This window comes from Parasaccharibacter sp. TMW 2.1884, from assembly GCF_023337695.1.
GTDB lineage: Bacteria > Pseudomonadota > Alphaproteobacteria > Acetobacterales > Acetobacteraceae > Bombella > Bombella apis.
The window spans coordinates 92946-110714 of the sequence record NZ_QORR01000001.1 but is presented as its reverse complement, the minus strand read 5'-3'; the positions used below and the strand labels follow the sequence as shown (position 1 = coordinate 110714).

The window sequence follows — 17769 nt, the reverse complement described above, 5'->3', positions numbered from 1 at the left end:
GTGATGCCTGCGACCCCCCTTCAATGGCTATTCGATGGCAGAAAGGCAAGATGTTCCGACCATGAAAGCGGTATATATCCCTGCAAAAAAGCCACGCCACGCACCACGAAAGGTGCAAGGACGCTCCCCTGCATGGCGGCTTCCAGCCAGTCCTGCGCCAGATAGCTGCCCGCACAGAAGAGCAGCACCAGCACGACATAACCCCGCACCAGCCCGAAACCAGCCCCAAGCAGTGCGTCCAACGGGCCGGAGAGCAGCCCTCTCATGCCACGGGCCAGCTGGCTGGTCACCAGATTCAGAACAATCATGACCAGAACGAACAGCCCCAGCCGCCCGCCCCAGGTGAAAACAGCCGTCCCCTGAAAGGTAGGAGAAACAAGCGGAGCCAGATGGGACAAGGCCACGCCCCCCCAGCGGCCTACCAGCCAGAAACTGCCTATCCAGACCAGCAGGGCTCCGCTCTCGTGCGAAAGCCCTCTCACCAGCCCCCAGAGGGCCGACAGGCCAACAAGAACCAGCATGGCCCAGTCCATCGCGCCAAGATGCTCCAGAAATGTTCCGTGCAGGCCTGTCATTGCGGCTCCCGTCGCTCTTCCACCATCAATCCCGCTACCTGCCACCAGCCTGTCAGGGCAGTTTCGTGGAGCGGTAACGGCCCCCCTTGCGGGCCCGGATGCCACGTTTCAGCAAATCGGATGAAAGGTCAATCCGCTCACTCAGTTCCTGCCAGATGGCACTTTCATCCACACCATGCTGCTGCCATATCTTCCGTATCTCCAGCAGGAACACCGCACTATCCTCGACCAGGGCCTTCGGCTCCCCGTACAGATAGTCCAGAAGACAATCGGTAGCCTGCTCGGCCAGCATCTTGCATTCCTGCCCATCCTTGTTTCTGACCCCAGCCATGGCTGGCCCATATCGTGCAGACTGTGTCATTTCGGCTCCCATCATATCCACCCTGCCCCTCCTGCAAAAGAGGAGAGGGCACACAGGTCTGTTACTCACATTCAAGGGAGGAACAGAAATTAATAAAAATTCAATAATAAATTGATTAATACTATATTAGTGAAAAATAGTACAATTCATTAACAGGAAAATCTTTTCTTTTTCTAATACCATTCAAGGAATTCAGATATCATCGCTGAAATTACACCACAAAAATACCACAGAGCCTCATCATCATCTCCCTATTTCGTACAGAATCATCGACGGTCTGCACCCCACTGGAGAACAGTCATGTCAATCACATGGGAAAAACCACAGAAGTACTCCAACCTGTCTCCTGATACAGGGGGCGGCAATACTACTGGTCTCCCCGGCTTCTGGTTTGGTCCGGAGACCCTCCCGAACCCAGCAACCGGGAACGTTTTCAACACCCGGCTCACTGCAACAAACCAGCTCACTTCTGCCCAGCCGATATATCAGCTGGCCATGGTCCAGGGCGTGAACATAAGCCAGTCGGGAGACAAGGCTGTTGTCCTCATGCATATCCCCAACACAAATGTTTTTGCTGTAACGTACCTGTCTTATGTAGGTTCGTTTACCTACATGGATGTCATTCCTCCAACTCCTTCTGTCGTTGCAGAGTTTGCGATAAAGAATGTTCAATTCATAAAACAGATAGGGGACGGGCAACAGTATGCCCCTCTTCCTCCTGACGAACAACAGACGTATCTTGGCCTGTCCAATCTGGCAGCAGCCGTCCAAACCGGGAAGCATTATCTCTATCTACAGCTTGTCCCCAATACGGGCTTTGATTCCCTGAATCAGGGCAGCCCAGCGACACCGGGATCGCCTGTAACACTCAGCAATGTCGACTGGACCTTTGACACCGGCGTCACCAACATCGACATTGCCTGCTTCCTCCCCGGGTCCATGATCATGACGGATGCTGGACCTCGGGCTGTCGAAACTCTCGCTGTCGGTGACCTCGTCCTGACCGGCCCTGACGGCAACCAGAAGCTGGAGCCCATAACATGGGCAGGGCGGGGCCGTATCGATGTCCAGCCCCATCTGCCGGATGACCGGGCAGGCTATGCCGTCTGCATCAGAAAAAATGCACTGGGAGATGGCTGCCCTGATGCCGACCTGTATGTAACATCAGAGCACACGCTCTATCTTGATGGCCATTTCGTCCCGGTGCGGATGCTCGTCAATCACCGCTCCATCCACTATGACCGTGAACGTCTCTCTTACGACTATTATCACTTTGAGACGGCAGAGCACAGCATCGTCCGTGCCAACAGCGTGATGACGGAAAGTTATCTCAGCGGCAGCAGCCGCCGCAATTTCCATGAGATGACTTTCCTCCAGGAAGGAAATGTCGTGGCTTTCCCGCCCTCCAAGAGCTGGGAAAAGGATGCCTGCGCTCCGCTGACCGTGGATACCGCCTCCATCCAGCCACTGCATGAGGCGCTGGACGAGCGGGCGCGTGCCCTCGGTTTTGCCCGGCAGGTACCACCTGTCTCCCTGGTGCAGGATTCAGACTTCCATCTGGTCACCAATGCCGGGGACGTTCTCTACCCTGTCCGCCGGATACAGGACCGGGCCATCTTCCTTCTGCCGGAAGGCGTGACAGCCCTTTACCTTCGCTCCCGCACAAGCCGCCCCTGCGACACCATCGGCCCCTATGTGGATGACCGCCGTTTCCTCGGTGTCCTCGTCGGTGCCGTGGAGCTGTACCAGGAAAAGCAGACCCACCGCCTGACATCCCATATGTTGGATCCCCACGCTTCCGGCTGGGATGTGGTGGAGAACAGCCCCTGCCGCTGGACAAACGGCAACGCCCTCCTCTCTCTGGAAGAGTTTCCCACCATTCATGAGCGGGACATGCTGAGCATCCAGCTCCTGGCGGAAGGGCCCTATGTTGATGAGGCCGGGATAGCCCAGCCAACCATTGCCCTGCCTGAAAGTGTGGCACAGAGATGAGGCCCCTCCCGGCCTGTCCCGACCATATCGGGACAGGCCGGGACTGTTCCCACTTCCCCGAAATACTTTGCCACTCATGAAAGATACTTTATACATCCCCTGTCCGTGAACGGCTGCATTGTCTGTCCACCAAGGGGGGTCATCTGTCATGGGTGCCTGCACCACAGCCATTCTGACCAGAATCCTGCCTGCCCTGCTGGCTGGCGGTGTACTGTATGTCTCTGCTCCCCAATCAGCATTGGGCCAGAGCACACCGGTGGCCGGTTATTCCCCGGGCGCCCGGAGCGCAACCACCGCCAACACGATGCTCGACAGTGTCGTGGGCAACACCCATTCCCCCATAAAGAACCAGACCAGCCTTACCGGGGAACTTTACCATATTGCAGCGGATGGCACGGTCACAGCGCCCAACGGGTTGCTTGTCTCTCCCGGCGGGTGCCAGACACCGGGCACGGCCCATCTGCCAACCTCCATGAAAACTGCAGGGCCACACACGCCGTACCGCTTCGGCACGCTGAGACACGGCAAAGGGTTCGAGACGGTAACCATCGGAGTCAGCGCCCAGCCCGACCTGACCACGACAGACCCCAAGGCGCCCAGGGCACGCCGTGCCACCCTGAATGCCTCCTTCGGCCCGACCGGGCTTTACATTCTCCCGGAACCCTGCGCCCGCACCGGCTCCAGCGACAGCGCCCTGACGCTGGATGCCGCCGCCAGCCTGGCCAGTGCCGACGGGAATGCCTTTACCCTTGCAGGAAACCGCTCCAGCGAAATTCCCGTCAACAAGGCGGAGACCCTGCCTGATGGAGATGTGGAGCTGCGCAACAGTGCTCTCCCCGGTGCTGCTGCCCCGTGACCGTCAGCCCGTTCCGTCTTTTCGCCCTGCCCGTCCTCTCTTTCCCGTCCTGCGGGTCCGCCATGGCTCTGGCGGCCCTGTTTCTACCGGGAACAGCCATGGCCCAGACCATTCCTCCGGCCAGCACCCCCGCCGGGATTCCGGCTACAGCCCTGCCCACCCCCCTGGGGTTTTTCAATCATCATACGATCGGCAGTCCCTCTGCCGATACCAGAGGGACCGAACCGGATACCAGCCGTACACCATCATCCCACCCCATCATCCCTCTCCAGCCGGGGACTGCGGGCCCCAACCCGACCCCTCATCTGGAAGACACTCTCGCCCTGCCCCGCCTCCAGGCCGTCATCCTGCAGCCGGCAGGCCATACAGGCAGCAGAACAGCCCAGCAGCCCATTTCTTCCGAAGGGCTGAAGCTGAGCCACGCACCCGGTCTCTATCGGGTAATCCTCCCCTATATCGGCCATCCTCTGACATTCCAGAAAATGCATGAGCTGACGGGAGCCATCGCCATCTTCTTCCGCCAGCATGACCGGGCCTTCATCAGCATCACCGTACCTCCCCAGCGTGTACACGGGGGCGTGCTGCATATTGATGTCTCGGAATACCGGCTTGACCGCATCACCGTGCATGGCAACCGCTGGACGCCTGCCTGGCAGGTCCGGCAGGCCAGCAACCTCACTCCTAACCAGACCATGGCCCTGACGGCCCTCCAGACAGACCTGGACTGGCTGAACCTCAACCCCTTCCGCACGGCGGACCTCATCTACCGCCCCGGCAGCCACCCCGGCAGCACGGATGTGGACATCAACGTGACAGACCGCTTTCCCGTCTATGGCTATGCCGCCATGAACAATCAGGCGGACCGCTCACTGGGCCGGCTCAACTGGTACACGGGGGCCTCATGGGGCAATGCTTTCGGGCTGGGGCAGATACTGACCTACCAGTTCAACCGCACCTTCATGAACCGGTTCGACAACCACACGGGCAGCTGGACCATCCCGCTCCTCGGCCATAATGCCTTGCAGATTTTCGGGAACTATGCCCTCTCCCACCCGACCAGCAACACGCCGGGCCTCATCAACCGGGGTCTCAGCGGGCAGGTTTCACTGCGCTGGCTGCACATGTTCGACCATATTGCCCTTGGCCGGGATGCCGGGCTGGACGGCATGATCCAGCTCGGTTTTGACTGGAAAAACACCCATTCCGACCAGTTCTACCATGCCCACACCATCACGCTCTCCAAAGCCGCCACGGCCCAGTTTGTCGTGGGCTATACAGGGTCCATACAGGACCCGTGGGGACAGACGCAGATCAACAACCAGTTTTTCTACGGTCCCGGCGGCCTGATGAAAAATGATACGCGGCGAGCCTATGAGAGCATCTTCCCTCTCTCCAGCCCCAATTATGTCTATGACCGGCTGATGCTCACCCGGACACAGAACCTGCCCTACGGCTTTTCTTCCACAACGAAGGTAACATTCCAGCGGGCCAGCAAGAACCTGCTCTATAGTGAACAGCTCATGATCGGCGGCATGGGCAATGCCCGTGGCTATTTTGCCAATACATCCTTCGGCAGCAACGGCAATGCCGTCAGCGAGGAAGTCTTCACTCCCGCTCTCTCCCTGCTCCAGCTGGCTCACCTGCCCACACCGGGACAGCCGGACAGCAACAAGCTTGGCATCTTCTGGGACTGGGCGGACAACCGGCAGGTCCACCATGTGGGCACGGGCGCCCGGGCGGCCACCCTCGCCAGCGTGGGCGCCGACCTTACCGGCAGTCTGAACCAGCACATCAACGTCACTTTTGATGCTGGCATCCGCCTACGCCGCATCCACACGACGGAACTGGCAAACCGTCGTGGGACCTTCTGCGACTTTCAGATTGTCGGAGGCTTTTAAGCCTCCGAACGGGGCAGTTTCAGTTCTGTCCAGAGCGTGTCCAGCGCACTGACCAGAGAGGTCAGCTCCTCTTCCGTATGGAGCGGCCCCGGGGTCAGGCGCAGGCGCTCCGTCCCTCGGGGGACGGTCGGATAGTTGATAGGCTGGAGATAATGGCCGAAGCGCTTCAGCAGGCTGTCCGTCAGCTCACGGCAGAGGGTGGCATCTCCCACCATGACGGGCGTGATGTGCGACTGACCAGGCATGTAGGGGATTTTCACCTCGTCCAGCTTCTTCCTCAGCAGGGCCACGGCCTCCCGCTGCCCCTTGCGCTCGGCATCGCTGTGGCGCAGATGCCGGACACTGGCCAGCACACCCGCCGCAATCATCGGCGGCAGGGAGGTGGAGAAAATGAAGCCTGAGCCAAAAGAGCGCACGAAATCACACAGGGCAGCAGAGGCTGCGATATAGCCCCCCACCACGCCATAGGCCTTGCCCAGCGTCCCCTCGATGACGGTCAGCCGGTGTTCCAGACCACGCTCCTGCGCTACGCCGCCACCCTGCGGGCCATACATGCCCACGGCATGGACCTCATCCAGATAGGTCATGGCGTTGTAACGGTCGGCCAGATCGCAGATTTCTTCAATCGGAGCAATGTCGCCATTCATGGAATAGACGGACTCGAAGGCGATGATCTTCGGCGTATCCAGAGGCAGCTCTTTCAGCCTGGCCTCAAGGTCTTCAAGATCATTGTGCCTGAAGATGCGTTTCTCCGCACGGGAATGGCGGATGCCTTCGATCATGGAGGCATGATTGAGTTCATCAGACAGCACGACACAGCCTTTCAGCCGTGCGGCCAACGTGCCCAGCGTCACCCAGTTGGAGAGATAACCGGAATTGAAAAGCAGGGCACTTTCCTTGCCATGCAGGGAGGCCAGCTCCTTTTCCAGCAGGACATGATGATGGTTGGTGCCGGAGATGTTCCGTGTCCCGCCTGCACCTGCACCACTTTCATCCAGAGATTTATGGATGGCCTCCAGCACTGCGGGGTGCTGCCCCATACCCAGATAGTCGTTGGAGCACCAGACCGTTACATCACGCCCAACGCCATGGTGGAAGGCTTTGGGAAACCTGCCGACGTGACGTTCCAGCTCCGCAAAATAACGGTAGCTGCCATCAGCCCGGAGGCCATCCAGCGCATTCTGGAACAGGGTATCATAATTCATAGACATTGCTCTCCTCAGGGTCATCAATTTATGGTCCGCCCCCCAGAAAGCAAGGTTTAAACACTGTTATAAACGAAAACATGGTTACAGGACCCATTAAACAGGACTGTCTGGCTACAGTTTTTTTACCCACTCCTCTATAGCTGGTGGCTCCATATCTCCCCAGGCGGGGAACATCGTTTGCCGGAGGCCTGTCTTGCCTGTTTCCGCTTCTTCCTCCTCTCCGGGTGGCCGGCCCGGATTCAGCGCCCTGCTGCCTTACTGGCAGGTCACCCTTGCTGCTTTCAGCGGCTGGTTTCTCGATGCCTTTGACCAGACAACCCTGATGTTCACCCTGCCCGACATTGCCCGGGATTTCGGCTGCACGCTGGCCGCCCTTGGCAGTGTCTTTCTGGCACAGGCTCTGGGACGGGCCGTAGGCAACACGGGTTGGGGCTGGCTCTCCGACCGTTTCGGCCGCAAGCCTGCCTTCACGCTCGGCATCCTCTTCTTCGCCCTCTTTGCCGCCCTCACGGGGACAACCCACAGCATCACCACGCTGGTCATCACACAATTCCTGTTCGGGATCGGTTTTGGTGGAGAATGGACGGCCTCCGCCACCCTGCTGATGGAAAGTGTTCCCGGCCCGCTGCGGCCTCTGGCCTCCGCCACCATGATGGCCGGTTACGAAATCGGCTATATGGCAGCGGCCGGAGCACAGGCCCTCATCCTGCCCCATCATGGCTGGCGTGTCATGTTTTTCATCGGGCTGCTGCCTGCCCTGCTCATCTTCTTCATCCGTTTCAGGGTGAAGGAAAGCCCTCTCTGGCTCGCTGCGCAGGAAGAGAAAAAGCGTCAGCACGATCAGGCTCCGGCAGAACCGGCCGCCTCTTTCTGGCAGACTGCCCGGCAGTTCTGGAACGGCGCCGCCTTCCAGGCCATTGCCTTCATGTGTTTTCTGGAGTTCCAGAAGGCCGCCCTCTACACATTCTATCCTGCCATCCTGCGGGACAACCACCATCTCAGCCCCCAGCTCATCTTCTGGCCGGTGGCCCTCTACTGCCTCGGCTCGCTTGCCGGGAAGATCCTCTGCGGGGCACTGGCAACCCGCTTCGGGGAAGGGCTCGTCATGCGGGTGGCGCTCGGAGCTGTCATGCTGCTGATCATCCCCTTCCTCACAGCTGGACCATGGGCCATCCTGCTGGCCTCCGCCTTCTTCATCGGGGCAGCGGCCTCCGGTATCTATGCTCTGGTGCCCCATTATCTCTCCCAGCGCTTCCCCGATGCAGGCCGCAGCGCAGGCATGGGCACCAGCTATGCTGTCGGCTCTCTGGGGCAGGGTGTGGCCGGGCGGCTGGTCCCCTCCCTTGCTCCGCTGCTGGCAGGAGGGTTGCCTGCTGCCGCCATCCTCTGCGTTCTTTCGGGAAGTTTCATCAGCCTCGGCATCACAGTCTTCCGCCCGAAAGACGTGCAGGATTTCTGAACCGTTCCGCCTTCCCTGAAGGCCTTTCTCCCTGGCAGAAGGGCATGAAAAAACGGGGTGGAGCCTGCGCCCCACCCCGTTCCTTCCAGCAGGAGATGTCCCCCGGTCCGCCTCTCAGAAGCGGACCTTGACGGACCCTGTCCCACCACTCTCGGTGGACTGGTTGCCATACTGCCCGATATAGGACAGGTCCAAGTCAACACGCTCGCTCACCCGGGCGGTCACACCAGCCTGCACGACGGCCGCATTTCTGGAAAGCAGCACACCGGCCACATCCATGTCACCGGCACCACTACCCATGGCGAAGGTCTCACGCTGGCGGGAGCCCGTCCGACCAAAGGCATGACGGTATGCAGCGGACAGGTGCGGCATGAAGACCGCCTTGCCAATGCCTACAGTCGTTGCCGTGCGGAAGCCGAAGCTCGAGAAGGTCACACCCGTATCCGTCCCGTGGCTGTGCAGGGCAGCCTCGTTGCCATGCTCACGATAGCTGTCGCTCTGCATGTTCACATAAGCCACGTTCATGAACGGCTCGAACATGCTGCGTTCCCCACGGAACTTGTAACCCAGCTCCCCGAAGCCCTGGGCCGTACCACCCAGATAGCTGCTGCTGAGACGCCCGCCATAATCACCCACGGCAACATGACGATGGGTATTGATGACGTTCCAGCTATAGATGGCCCCGAAGCGGAGATTCAGGCGACCCCAGTGCGTCCCGGCATAGGCACCAATGCTGATATTGTTACTGTTGGCCGAGGAGGAACGACCACGCTGAACGTTGAACTGGGAATGACCGTAAGAGATTAGCCCGCCAACACGCCAGTTGCTATGGTTGATTGGCCCATCCGCCCCGATGACAAAGCCTGCGGTGTTATGGTGCATGAGGGCAGCATTGCCGTCCCCACTGTTGAAGCCCATGCCACCATAGGCCTGCCCCCACAGGACCGCATGATCGGAATAGCAGGCGCCATCCTTCCTGCGTGTCTTCAGGTCATAGAAGCTCTGGCCATTGTGACCATAGTCACAGTCGGCCGCAGCCAGACGGTTCAGGGCTGCATTGCGGATATAGAAGCTGTCCTGGATCAACCCTGTACGGATGGAGGCGTGAAGCTCACCAGACAGGTTGTTCAGCGCATGACGGGCCTGGTCTTTTGTCAGGACCGTCATGGCCTTGGCCAGATCACTGTTTTCGGAGATATGGTTCAGCCCTTCCCCGGCAGCGATCTCGTTGCGGGTCTGGCCCACATACTCGAAACCATGGATGGAACGACGCAGCATCACATCCACATCATTGCCCTGATAGACAAGACGAGGATCAAGATAGGCGTAATCCTGACCGATATTGGTCTCCAGGTCATCATAATGACCATTCACGCCACCATTGGCCGTCAGCACATGGTAGGCCTGACCATATTTCAGGGCCGTCGGGTCCTTCACCTTCAGAGCCAGCGTACCCCCCTGGAGGTCCGCCTTGCCTGAGACCAGAACCTGGTCAGACTTCAGCTCGCTGTAGGAGAAGCCGTCCGGTGCGACCAGCTGACGCCCGGTCGCCTCATTGCTCCCGCGGATGGACAGGACCGAGCCCTTGGCCATGGTCAGATCACCCATGACATGCAGGGCACCCGCATCTGTCTCGTTGCCAGCTCCCAGCATACCGCCGCTGGACACGACCGTGCTGCCCACGGAGCCATTACCGGCCAGAACGGCACCATGCTGCACGGTCATGGCAGAATGGCCCATGTTGCCATCAACAATCATGTCTCCGGACTGGATGTCCGTCGGACCATTGAAGCTGGAACCATCACCAGCAAACGTGAGCACCCCGGTGCCCGTCTTGGTCAGGGCATGATCACCGGCACTGCCATCATCCGTCAGGACGACATTATTGCCCAGTGTCATCCGGTTCTCATCCTGCACGTCGAACACTGCCCCCTTGGAGCCGATGGCCGTATTCACGTTGCTGGTCAGATCAGAACCCTTGATGTTCTGGAGCGTACCGCCATCCAGCGTCAGCTGGGCCTTGGCACCCTCTTCGGCCACCAAGCCGGGCTTGCCGTCAACATCACCAGCACTCAGCCTGCTGCCACTCAGCACATCGAGTCTGGCGTCGGTGCCATCAGCCGGAGCTGTCTCCGCTTTGGCAAACACGACCGGGCCATGGCTGTGGAGAGCTGCACCATCAGAGAGGCTGACGTCACCCGCCTTGCCTGCACCAATCTTCACACTACTGTCTGTCGTCAGCTGAGCCTTCGCCCCGGCCAGAGCCAGCGTACCACCAGCCACGGAGACAGGCCCCCCAAGATGGGACTGGTCTGTCAACGTCTCATGACCACCGGAAAGTGTCAGCCCGCCATTGCCGGACAGGGACCCGGCATAGGTATCCTTGGCATTGGTCAGAGTCAGGGTGCCATTGAGAACACCATTTCCAGACCCGGCAAGGGAGCCGGCATCAGAACCATGATCCGTGACGCTGAAAGATCCGCCATTGGCCGCCAGCGTCCCGGCAATCTGGTTCCCGTCAAGGGTCAGGTCACCCCTGCTGTTGGTGACATCACCCGTGACATGGTTGCCTGCACCCAGCGTCATGTTGCCGCTGTTGTCCGCAGAGGCCAGAGTGCCACCCGTCGCCTTGAAGGTCGCCCCGTCAGCGTTGGTCACGTGACCAGCCGTGCTGTCTGCCAGAGAGGCCGTACCAGCCTGGTTGGCAACATCGGCCAGCGTGGCGTTCTGTGCCGTCAGCTGACCATGGTTGGCCGTCGTCCCAGCAATCTGGTTCCCGTCAAGGGTCAGGTCACCCCTGCTGTTGGTGACATCACCCGTGACATGGTTGCCTGCACCCAGCGTCATGCTGCCGCTGTTGTCCGCAGAGGCCAGAGTGCCACCCGTCGCCTTGAAGGTCGCCCCGTCAGCGTTGGTCACGTGACCAGCCGTGCTGTCCGCCAGAGAGGCCGTACCAGCCTGGTTGGCAACATCGGCCAGCGTGGCGTTCTGTGCCGCCAACTGACCATGGTTGGCCGTCGTCCCGGCAATCTGGTTCCCGTCAAGGGTCAGGTCACCCCTGCTGTTGGTGACATCACCCGTGACATGGTTGCCTGCACCCAGCGTCATGTTGCCGCTGTTGTCCGCAGAGGCCAGAGTGCCACCCGTCGCCTTGAAGGTCGCCCCGTCAGCGTTGGTCACGTGACCAGCCGTGCTGTCTGCCAGAGAGGCCGTACCAGCCTGGTTGGCAACATCGGCCAGCGTGGCGTTCTGTGCCGTCAGGGTACCAGTGTTGGTCGTGGTCCCTGCAACCTTGCCACCATTGACGTCAGTCGCTGCAGCGTTGTTCAGCTTGCCAGCAAGGGACCCTGTCAGGTTCAGACGACCGTTCTGGACATCCGTATCCCCCGTGTAGCTGTTCGCCCCGCTGAGCGTTGTCGTGCCCTGCCCTTTCTGGACGAAGGAGCCGGTACCGGAGATCGTCTGACCCAACGTGACATCATTGCTGTGATCCACAGCCAGAGTCCCGTCATTGACAATGTCCTGCTGGCCGACAGACCCTGTCGTCCCACCATTGCCGAGCTGGAGCGTGCCAGCCTCAACATGGGTCGGCTTTGCAAAGTCATTGTCGGAGCTGAGGATGAGCGTACCAAGGTCCGTCTTTTCCAGCCCTGTGCCGCCATCAACCTTGCTGCCATCAATGACAGAAGCGATCTCTGCCGTGATGTCCTTGCCAGAAGACGTCCCGTCACCCACACGGATGACCGTCTTGCCGGTGGAGGCATACAGGTTGTCGCCTGTCACGAGGTAATTCTTGCCATCAAGGTTGGCAAACTGGGCACCGGAGAAGATGACCGGAGCCTGCGTGCCATCCTCGGCCTTGTCATTGACATGGACCGTACCGGCAGAGGCTGCAAAAATGGCCATGTTGCCATTCTGCCACTGGCCGTTGGCAGAGCCGTCGGCTGTAGCCCAGCTGGGTGTGCCCTGCGGTCTTGCCGCCGTCCAGACACCATCCCCACCGTCAATGCGGCCATTACCCCTTCCATCATCGGAGCGATGGGCGCTGCTGCCACCATCCCAGTAGTTGAATCCACCTGTATTGACCGCCAGGTTGACCTGATGGTCGATGGATGTCTGGACAACCATCCCCTCTGGAAGAGGCTTGGAGGCCACGTCAACCGACTGCTGGGTTCCAGAAAGCACACCACCGTAGCTGTACAGACGGTACAGACCGGCCATCAGCGAAGAATTATTCACATCCGGACCAGCATCAACCGGCTGGATGGACAGCGTGCCACCAAGCGCCAGGTTCCCCTTGACGTTGATGAAGTCGTTGTAGGCGCCACCTTCCGTATCAGCCTGCCCCAGACGGAAAACCTGACGGGACCCATCGGCCAGATTCAGGCTCCCGTTGACGGTCAGTGTGGACGGCGCCTCAGCCGTCCCGGCGGCCAGTGTCCCGCCAGAGCCGATATTCACATCGCCACCGATCGTCCCCGTACCGCGCAGCGTAGCGCCATCGGTAACGGATGTCAGACCCTTGGCGGCGCTGTTGTCACCGTTCACATCGAGCTGCCCGCCCGTCTGCACGAGAGTGTTGCCAGAATAGCTGTTATTGCCTGTCAGGACTTCGTGCCCACCAGAAACCGTCAGCCCGCCATTGCCACCCATGCTACCGGCATAGGTACTGCTGGCATCGGTCAGGTTCAGCGTGCCTTCCAACTGGGCATTGCCGCTCCCTTCAAGAGATCCGGCGGTGAAGCCGTTATTACCGATGGTGAGCTGGCCACCATGAGCTGCCAGCACGCCCTTTGTTTTGGAACCATCCAGCATCAGGTCGCCTGCGTGCTGGGCAATGCTCCCATGGACAATGACACCCTGATCCAGCGTCATGTTGCCATTGTTCACGACAGAGTCCAGCTGCCCGCCCGCTGCACTGAAGGTCCCGCCGGATTCGTTGGTGACATCAGCCAGTGTCGCCTTGCTGGCGGTCAGTGTTCCACTGTTCGTGGTCGTACCAGCAACACGTCCGCCAGTGATGTCTGTCGTTCCGGCATTGTTCAGCGCACTGGCAAGGCTCCCTTTCAGGGTCAGGCCACCATTCTGCGTGACATCGGTCTCACCCGTGTAGGTGTTGTTGCCTGCCAGGGTCTCACGTCCCCCGGAGATGGTCAGCCCGCCATTGCCGGAGATGTTGCCTGCATAGGTGTCAGCTGCCTTGGTCAGGTTCAGCGTGCCTTCCAGCTGACCATTCGCACGACCGGCAAGCGATTCTACACTGGCGCCACCGCTGGTAATGTCAAACGTGCCGCCCCTGGCAAAAAGCACGCCGTTGACCTGAGAATCATCAAGGGTCAGCTTGCCGTCATTCTGAAGGATATCACCATTGACGACACTCTTCTGCGCCAGAAGGAATGTCCCCGTGTTGGTGAACGTCGCCAGCTCACTGTCATAGAACTCTGCATCACCACCATTGGTGAAGTTGCCCTTCCTGGGCACGGAACCCGCCCGGTTGGTGAGGTCATCCTCATCCCCCATCCGGTTGGTGATCGTTGCTCCGGAATCCCCACTGCGGCCTGCCAGAACGTCCGAATTGCTCTCCGAGTCCGCAGCGGACGGGAGGCCCGGAACCTTGGAATGGACAGCCAGAACCTTGCCGGTATTCGCAAACCGCCCATCAACAACCGTATCCTTGAAGTCCAGCACGCTTTTTTCGGTGCTGGTCACTTCATGAACAAGCGTGTTCCTCAGGGTCGCATTGCCACCAAGATTGACAAGATTGGCCAGCGTGCTGTCCGTGGCCGTAAAGCTGCTGTTGTTCGTGACCACGCCCTTGACGTTGGTATGATCAACAGACGCCGTACCGATATTGGCCAGTGTCCCGTCCAGCTCACCACCCTTCTGCACATACGTGCCGTTGGTCTGGTTGATGACCTGACCCGACAGCGTCGCATCCGTCACGGACAGGGTACCGGCTTCCACGTTCGTCATGCCCTTGTAGGCAAGATTACCCGAAAGACCCAGGGTCCCCGTGCCGGTCTTGTCGACCCCACCATCCCCCGTCAGGCCGCCTTTCCATGACATGGTGTTGCTGTCCTGGACATTGAACTCGTTCATACCAGTCAGATTGGCAGCAACCGTGCTGGTGAAATCACGCCCCTGGATGTTCCGTATCGTGGCGGCATCAAGATTGATGGCAGCCTTGGCTCCGTCCTCTGCGGCGATGGCAGGAGAAGAGCCATCATCACCAGCTACCAGCACACCATGATCCAGCACATTCAGCGTGCCATCGGAGGCTGCGCCGGTCCCCGGCACACCGAAGCGGATCGTCCCGTCATTCTGGAAGCGCCCGCCATCAACCGTCACGGTCCCCTTGCCACCAGCACCGATGATCGTGTTGCCGTTCTGCACCGTACCATCGACACCGACAACGAGGCTCCCGTTGCCGCCATCCTCGCCAAACCTTGCTTCATCAGCGCGGAAGCTGGCACCGTCGCTGATATTCACAACACCGGTCCCCTCGTTACCGATGTGGGCATTGGTAGCTTCCACGGCAGAGCCACTGCCCGTCACATTCACCGTGCCAGTCAGGGACTGAGAGGCTGCGGCATAAAATTCATCAGCCTCAACACGGGAACCGTTCTCGACGTTCAGCTCACCATTCTGGTCATTGCCAACGACAACATACATGCCCTCGTTGGTACGGTTGTTGATCTGTGCCCCATCCGTCAGTGTGGCATCGCTCTTCCCGATCGGGCCAGACCTGCCACCGTAAGCCGGGTCGCCGTTACCGATGAAGACGGACATCCGCTGTATCCTGGCGTCCGGACCTTCCAGCACCAGATGCCCCTCATTCCCCCGTGCCAGACCGACATCCAGCGGACCTGTTGGACTGCCTTTTGCCGTGGAAAAGGACCCTTTGTCCCGCAGGATCAGCGTACCATTGCGGATGTCCACAGTGCCGTTGATCTGGTTCTGGCCTGTCAGCACCTGTGTGCCAGACAGCAGACTCAGGACACCCGTTCCCTTGAGGGACCCGCCATACGTCTCCCCTTTACCCTGGGTGATCGCCAGCTCCCCCTGATAAGGGGCGGACGGATCGGGGGACGGTGTCATGACGTAACTGGTGTTGTCACCCGCCTTGTCGAGCACGGCATCTGCACTGCCTGCCAGGGACTGCACCAGCGTACCACCATGGCTCGCCCCGCTATGCCCGAAAATGGCCGTGCCCCCATCCAGATGCAGGGTACCAGCCACGCTTGTACCATCCAGACCGAGCTGACCATCCTTCTGGTACAGGTCCCCCTTGACCTCCGTTCCCTGGGGAAGATTGCGCGTCTGAGTGTTCGTCATGTCTCCGGAAGAAACAGACGCACCATCATCGGCACGGGCCACACTGCCCACCCCAGCGACCAGGGATACTCCGCTGAGCAGAGCCAACATGTAACCAAAACGGCGATACCCTGCCTTGTGGCTCGCCAGATACCGCAGCGGGGCCTGCCCGCTCTGCCCAGTAATCAACACCGGCTTATCCTTGTAATATCCACACTGTTGCAACTGGAGGTGCTGCGTATACCTCCGCCCACTGTGGAAACCGGTACCTGGTGATTAGGGTCTAATTATCACATAACTTTGGCAGAAACTTGACTAACAAATTACTTCTTTTAATTTTATGTTAATATGCTCTGTTATGTTAGGTAATTATGATATGTTTCATTAATAAATAATTTCCAATATTCATGAGGGAACCCGCAGAGCTCCCATCTGGCCTCCCATCACAGGGAGGCCACCAGCCACTCCGCCACACGGATGCCGTCAATCCCGGCGGAGAGGATTCCCCCAGCATAGCCAGCTCCCTCACCAGCAGGGAAAAGCCCCCGCAGAGCTGGACTCTGGCCCGTGGCGTCACGGTCAATCCGCAAGGGCGAGGATGTCCGTGTCTCGACACCGGTCATCACGGCATCATCCATGCTGTAACCCTTGATCCTGCGCTCGAACCGGGGCAGGGCTTCCCGGATGGAGGCCACCACGAAATCCGGCAGACAACGGGAAAGGTCAGTCGGCGTCACACCGGGCTGGTAAGAGGGCACGACCGTGCCCAGAGAGGTGGAGGCCCGCCCTGCAAGGAAGTCCCCCACACGCTGCGCCGGAGCACGATAATCCCCGCCACCTGCCACGAAGGCCGCCTTCTCCCACTGACGCTGGAAGGCGATCCCCGCCAGCGGCTCATCCGGGAAATCGACACCGGGGCGGACCTCCACCACGATGCCGCTATTGGCGTTCCGCTCGGCCCGGGAATACTGGCTCATCCCGTTCGTGACGACCTGATCCTTCTCCGAGGTTGCCGCCACGACCTGCCCACCGGGACACATGCAGAAGGAATAGACACCCCGCCCCGTGCTGGCATGATGCACCAGCTTGTAATCAGCCGCACCAAGCAGCGGATGCCCCGCCTGCGGGCCAAACCGGGCCACGTCGATCACCGCCTGCGGATGCTCGATCCGCACTCCGATGGAGAAAGGCTTGGCCTGCATCGGCACACCTTCCTCATGCAGCATGGCGAACGTGTCCCGGGCAGAATGACCGACCGCCAGAATCACCCGGTCAGCAGGCAGTACTTCCCCGGTGGAGAGACGCAGCCCCGTCACCTGTCGGCCACCACCCTCACAGGGTGCCGTCTCGATGCCCTCCAGCCGGGTCTCGAAACGGTATTCCCCTCCCAGCTCCTCGATCTGCGCCCGCAGGGACTGCACGACCGTCACGAGCCGGAACGTCCCGATATGCGGCTTGGAGAGGGTCAGGATTTCCTCCGGCGCACCGGCCTTCACGAACTCCTCCAGCACCTTGCGCCCCAGATGGCGGGGATCCGACACGCCGGAATAGAGTTTGCCATCGGAGAATGTTCCGGCTCCCCCTTCACCGAACTGCACGTTGCTTTCTGCCGTGAAGCGGGATTTCCGCCAGAGGGCGAACGTATCGACCGTACGGTCCCTCACGGCCCGGCCACGCTCTATGATGATCGGCTTCAGCCCCGCCTGGGCCAGCACGAGAGCTGCCATCAGGCCACAGGGCCCCGCCCCGATCACGACGGGCCGCTGCGTGCGCCCGGCGGCGTGAGAAGGCAGGACGGGCGGAATCCAGCGCATGTCCGGCGTCGGACGGACATGCTGGTCCCCGCTGAAACGGGCCAGCACGGCATCCAGCTCCCGCAGCTCACAGTCCAGCGTATAGACGAGCTGGATGTTCCCCCGCCGTCGGGCATCATGCCCCCGGCGGAAGACATGATAGGCCAGCAGCTCCTCCGGCCTTACGGCCAGACGGGCCACGATGGCGGCCCGGAGGGCTTCCGGCGTGTGGTCGAGAGGAAGGGCAAGATTGCTGAGGCGGAGCATGGGGGAAAAGGCTGTCATGCCCGTTCCTTTAAAGCCAGCACCGGGG

General features: G+C 60.1%; 9 protein-coding genes. 4 read left to right on the top strand and 5 right to left on the bottom strand.

Features of this window, described 5'->3' with window-relative positions; all coding sequences use genetic code 11:
* Window positions 1-20: 20 nt before the first annotated feature.
* Together DTI93_RS00510 and DTI93_RS00505 are read right to left on the bottom strand one after the other, a co-directional pair.
* Entirely contained in the window at window positions 21-575 is a 555-nt protein-coding gene (locus tag DTI93_RS00510) for a CvpA family protein (protein WP_081562928.1), read from the bottom strand.
* A gap of 52 nt (window positions 576-627) precedes the next feature.
* Entirely contained in the window at window positions 628-951 is a 324-nt protein-coding gene (locus tag DTI93_RS00505; protein WP_052349163.1) for a hypothetical protein, read from the bottom strand.
* Between the two features lie 285 nt (window positions 952-1236).
* On the opposite strand from DTI93_RS00505, the gene DTI93_RS00500 reads away from it, so the two are divergent.
* The 3 genes from DTI93_RS00500 to DTI93_RS09535 all read left to right on the top strand — a co-directional run bounded on the left by DTI93_RS00500 (window position 1237) and on the right by DTI93_RS09535 (window position 5682).
* Entirely contained in the window at window positions 1237-2928 is a 1692-nt protein-coding gene (locus DTI93_RS00500; protein WP_249079302.1) for a Hint domain-containing protein, read from the top strand.
* A 148-nt stretch (window positions 2929-3076) separates the two neighbouring features.
* Window positions 3077-3784 carry a hypothetical protein gene (locus tag DTI93_RS00495; RefSeq protein WP_043560931.1) on the top strand — a complete coding sequence of 236 codons (708 nt, stop codon included), beginning with the start codon at window positions 3077-3079 and terminating at the stop codon, window positions 3782-3784.
* On the top strand, window positions 3781-5682 hold the full coding sequence (locus DTI93_RS09535) for a ShlB/FhaC/HecB family hemolysin secretion/activation protein (RefSeq protein ID WP_103765353.1): 1902 nt from the start codon (window positions 3781-3783) through the stop codon (window positions 5680-5682). Before DTI93_RS00495 ends, DTI93_RS09535 begins: the two co-directional genes overlap by 4 nt.
* Here the strand turns inward: DTI93_RS09535 and hemA are convergent.
* Window positions 5679-6887 carry a 5-aminolevulinate synthase gene (gene hemA, locus DTI93_RS00485; RefSeq protein WP_043560936.1) on the bottom strand — a complete coding sequence of 403 codons (1209 nt, stop codon included), beginning with the start codon at window positions 6885-6887 and terminating at the stop codon, window positions 5679-5681. The two genes, DTI93_RS09535 and hemA, sit on opposite strands and share 4 nt — an antisense overlap.
* A gap of 196 nt (window positions 6888-7083) precedes the next feature.
* Between hemA and DTI93_RS00480 the strand changes: the two genes are divergently transcribed.
* On the top strand, window positions 7084-8349 hold the full coding sequence (locus DTI93_RS00480; protein ID WP_086431179.1) for an MFS transporter: 1266 nt from the start codon (window positions 7084-7086) through the stop codon (window positions 8347-8349).
* A gap of 114 nt (window positions 8350-8463) precedes the next feature.
* On the opposite strand, the gene DTI93_RS00475 is transcribed toward DTI93_RS00480, so the two are convergent.
* The gene (locus tag DTI93_RS00475) at window positions 8464-15855 is read right to left on the bottom strand and encodes an autotransporter domain-containing protein (RefSeq protein ID WP_249079299.1); all 7392 of its coding nucleotides are present in this window, start codon (window positions 15853-15855) and stop codon (window positions 8464-8466) included.
* Between the two features lie 251 nt (window positions 15856-16106).
* Window positions 16107-17723, bottom strand: a complete 1617-nt coding sequence (locus tag DTI93_RS00470; RefSeq protein WP_248630563.1) for an NAD(P)/FAD-dependent oxidoreductase — start codon at window positions 17721-17723, stop codon at window positions 16107-16109.
* Between the last annotated feature and the right edge of the window lie 46 nt (window positions 17724-17769).

Excerpts from the sequence above, each read along its gene's own strand:
- DTI93_RS00510 (WP_081562928.1), bottom strand. The coding sequence starts at position 575 with ATGACAGGCCTGCACGGAACATTTCTGGAGCATCTTGGCGCGATGGAC.
- DTI93_RS00505 (WP_052349163.1), bottom strand. The coding sequence starts at position 951 with ATGATGGGAGCCGAAATGACACAGTCTGCACGATATGGGCCAGCCATG.
- DTI93_RS00500 (WP_249079302.1), top strand. The coding sequence starts at position 1,237 with ATGTCAATCACATGGGAAAAACCACAGAAGTACTCCAACCTGTCTCCT.
- DTI93_RS00495 (WP_043560931.1), top strand. The coding sequence starts at position 3,077 with ATGGGTGCCTGCACCACAGCCATTCTGACCAGAATCCTGCCTGCCCTG.
- hemA (WP_043560936.1), bottom strand. The coding sequence starts at position 6,887 with ATGAATTATGATACCCTGTTCCAGAATGCGCTGGATGGCCTCCGGGCT.
- DTI93_RS00470 (WP_248630563.1), bottom strand. The coding sequence starts at position 17,723 with ATGCTCCGCCTCAGCAATCTTGCCCTTCCTCTCGACCACACGCCGGAA.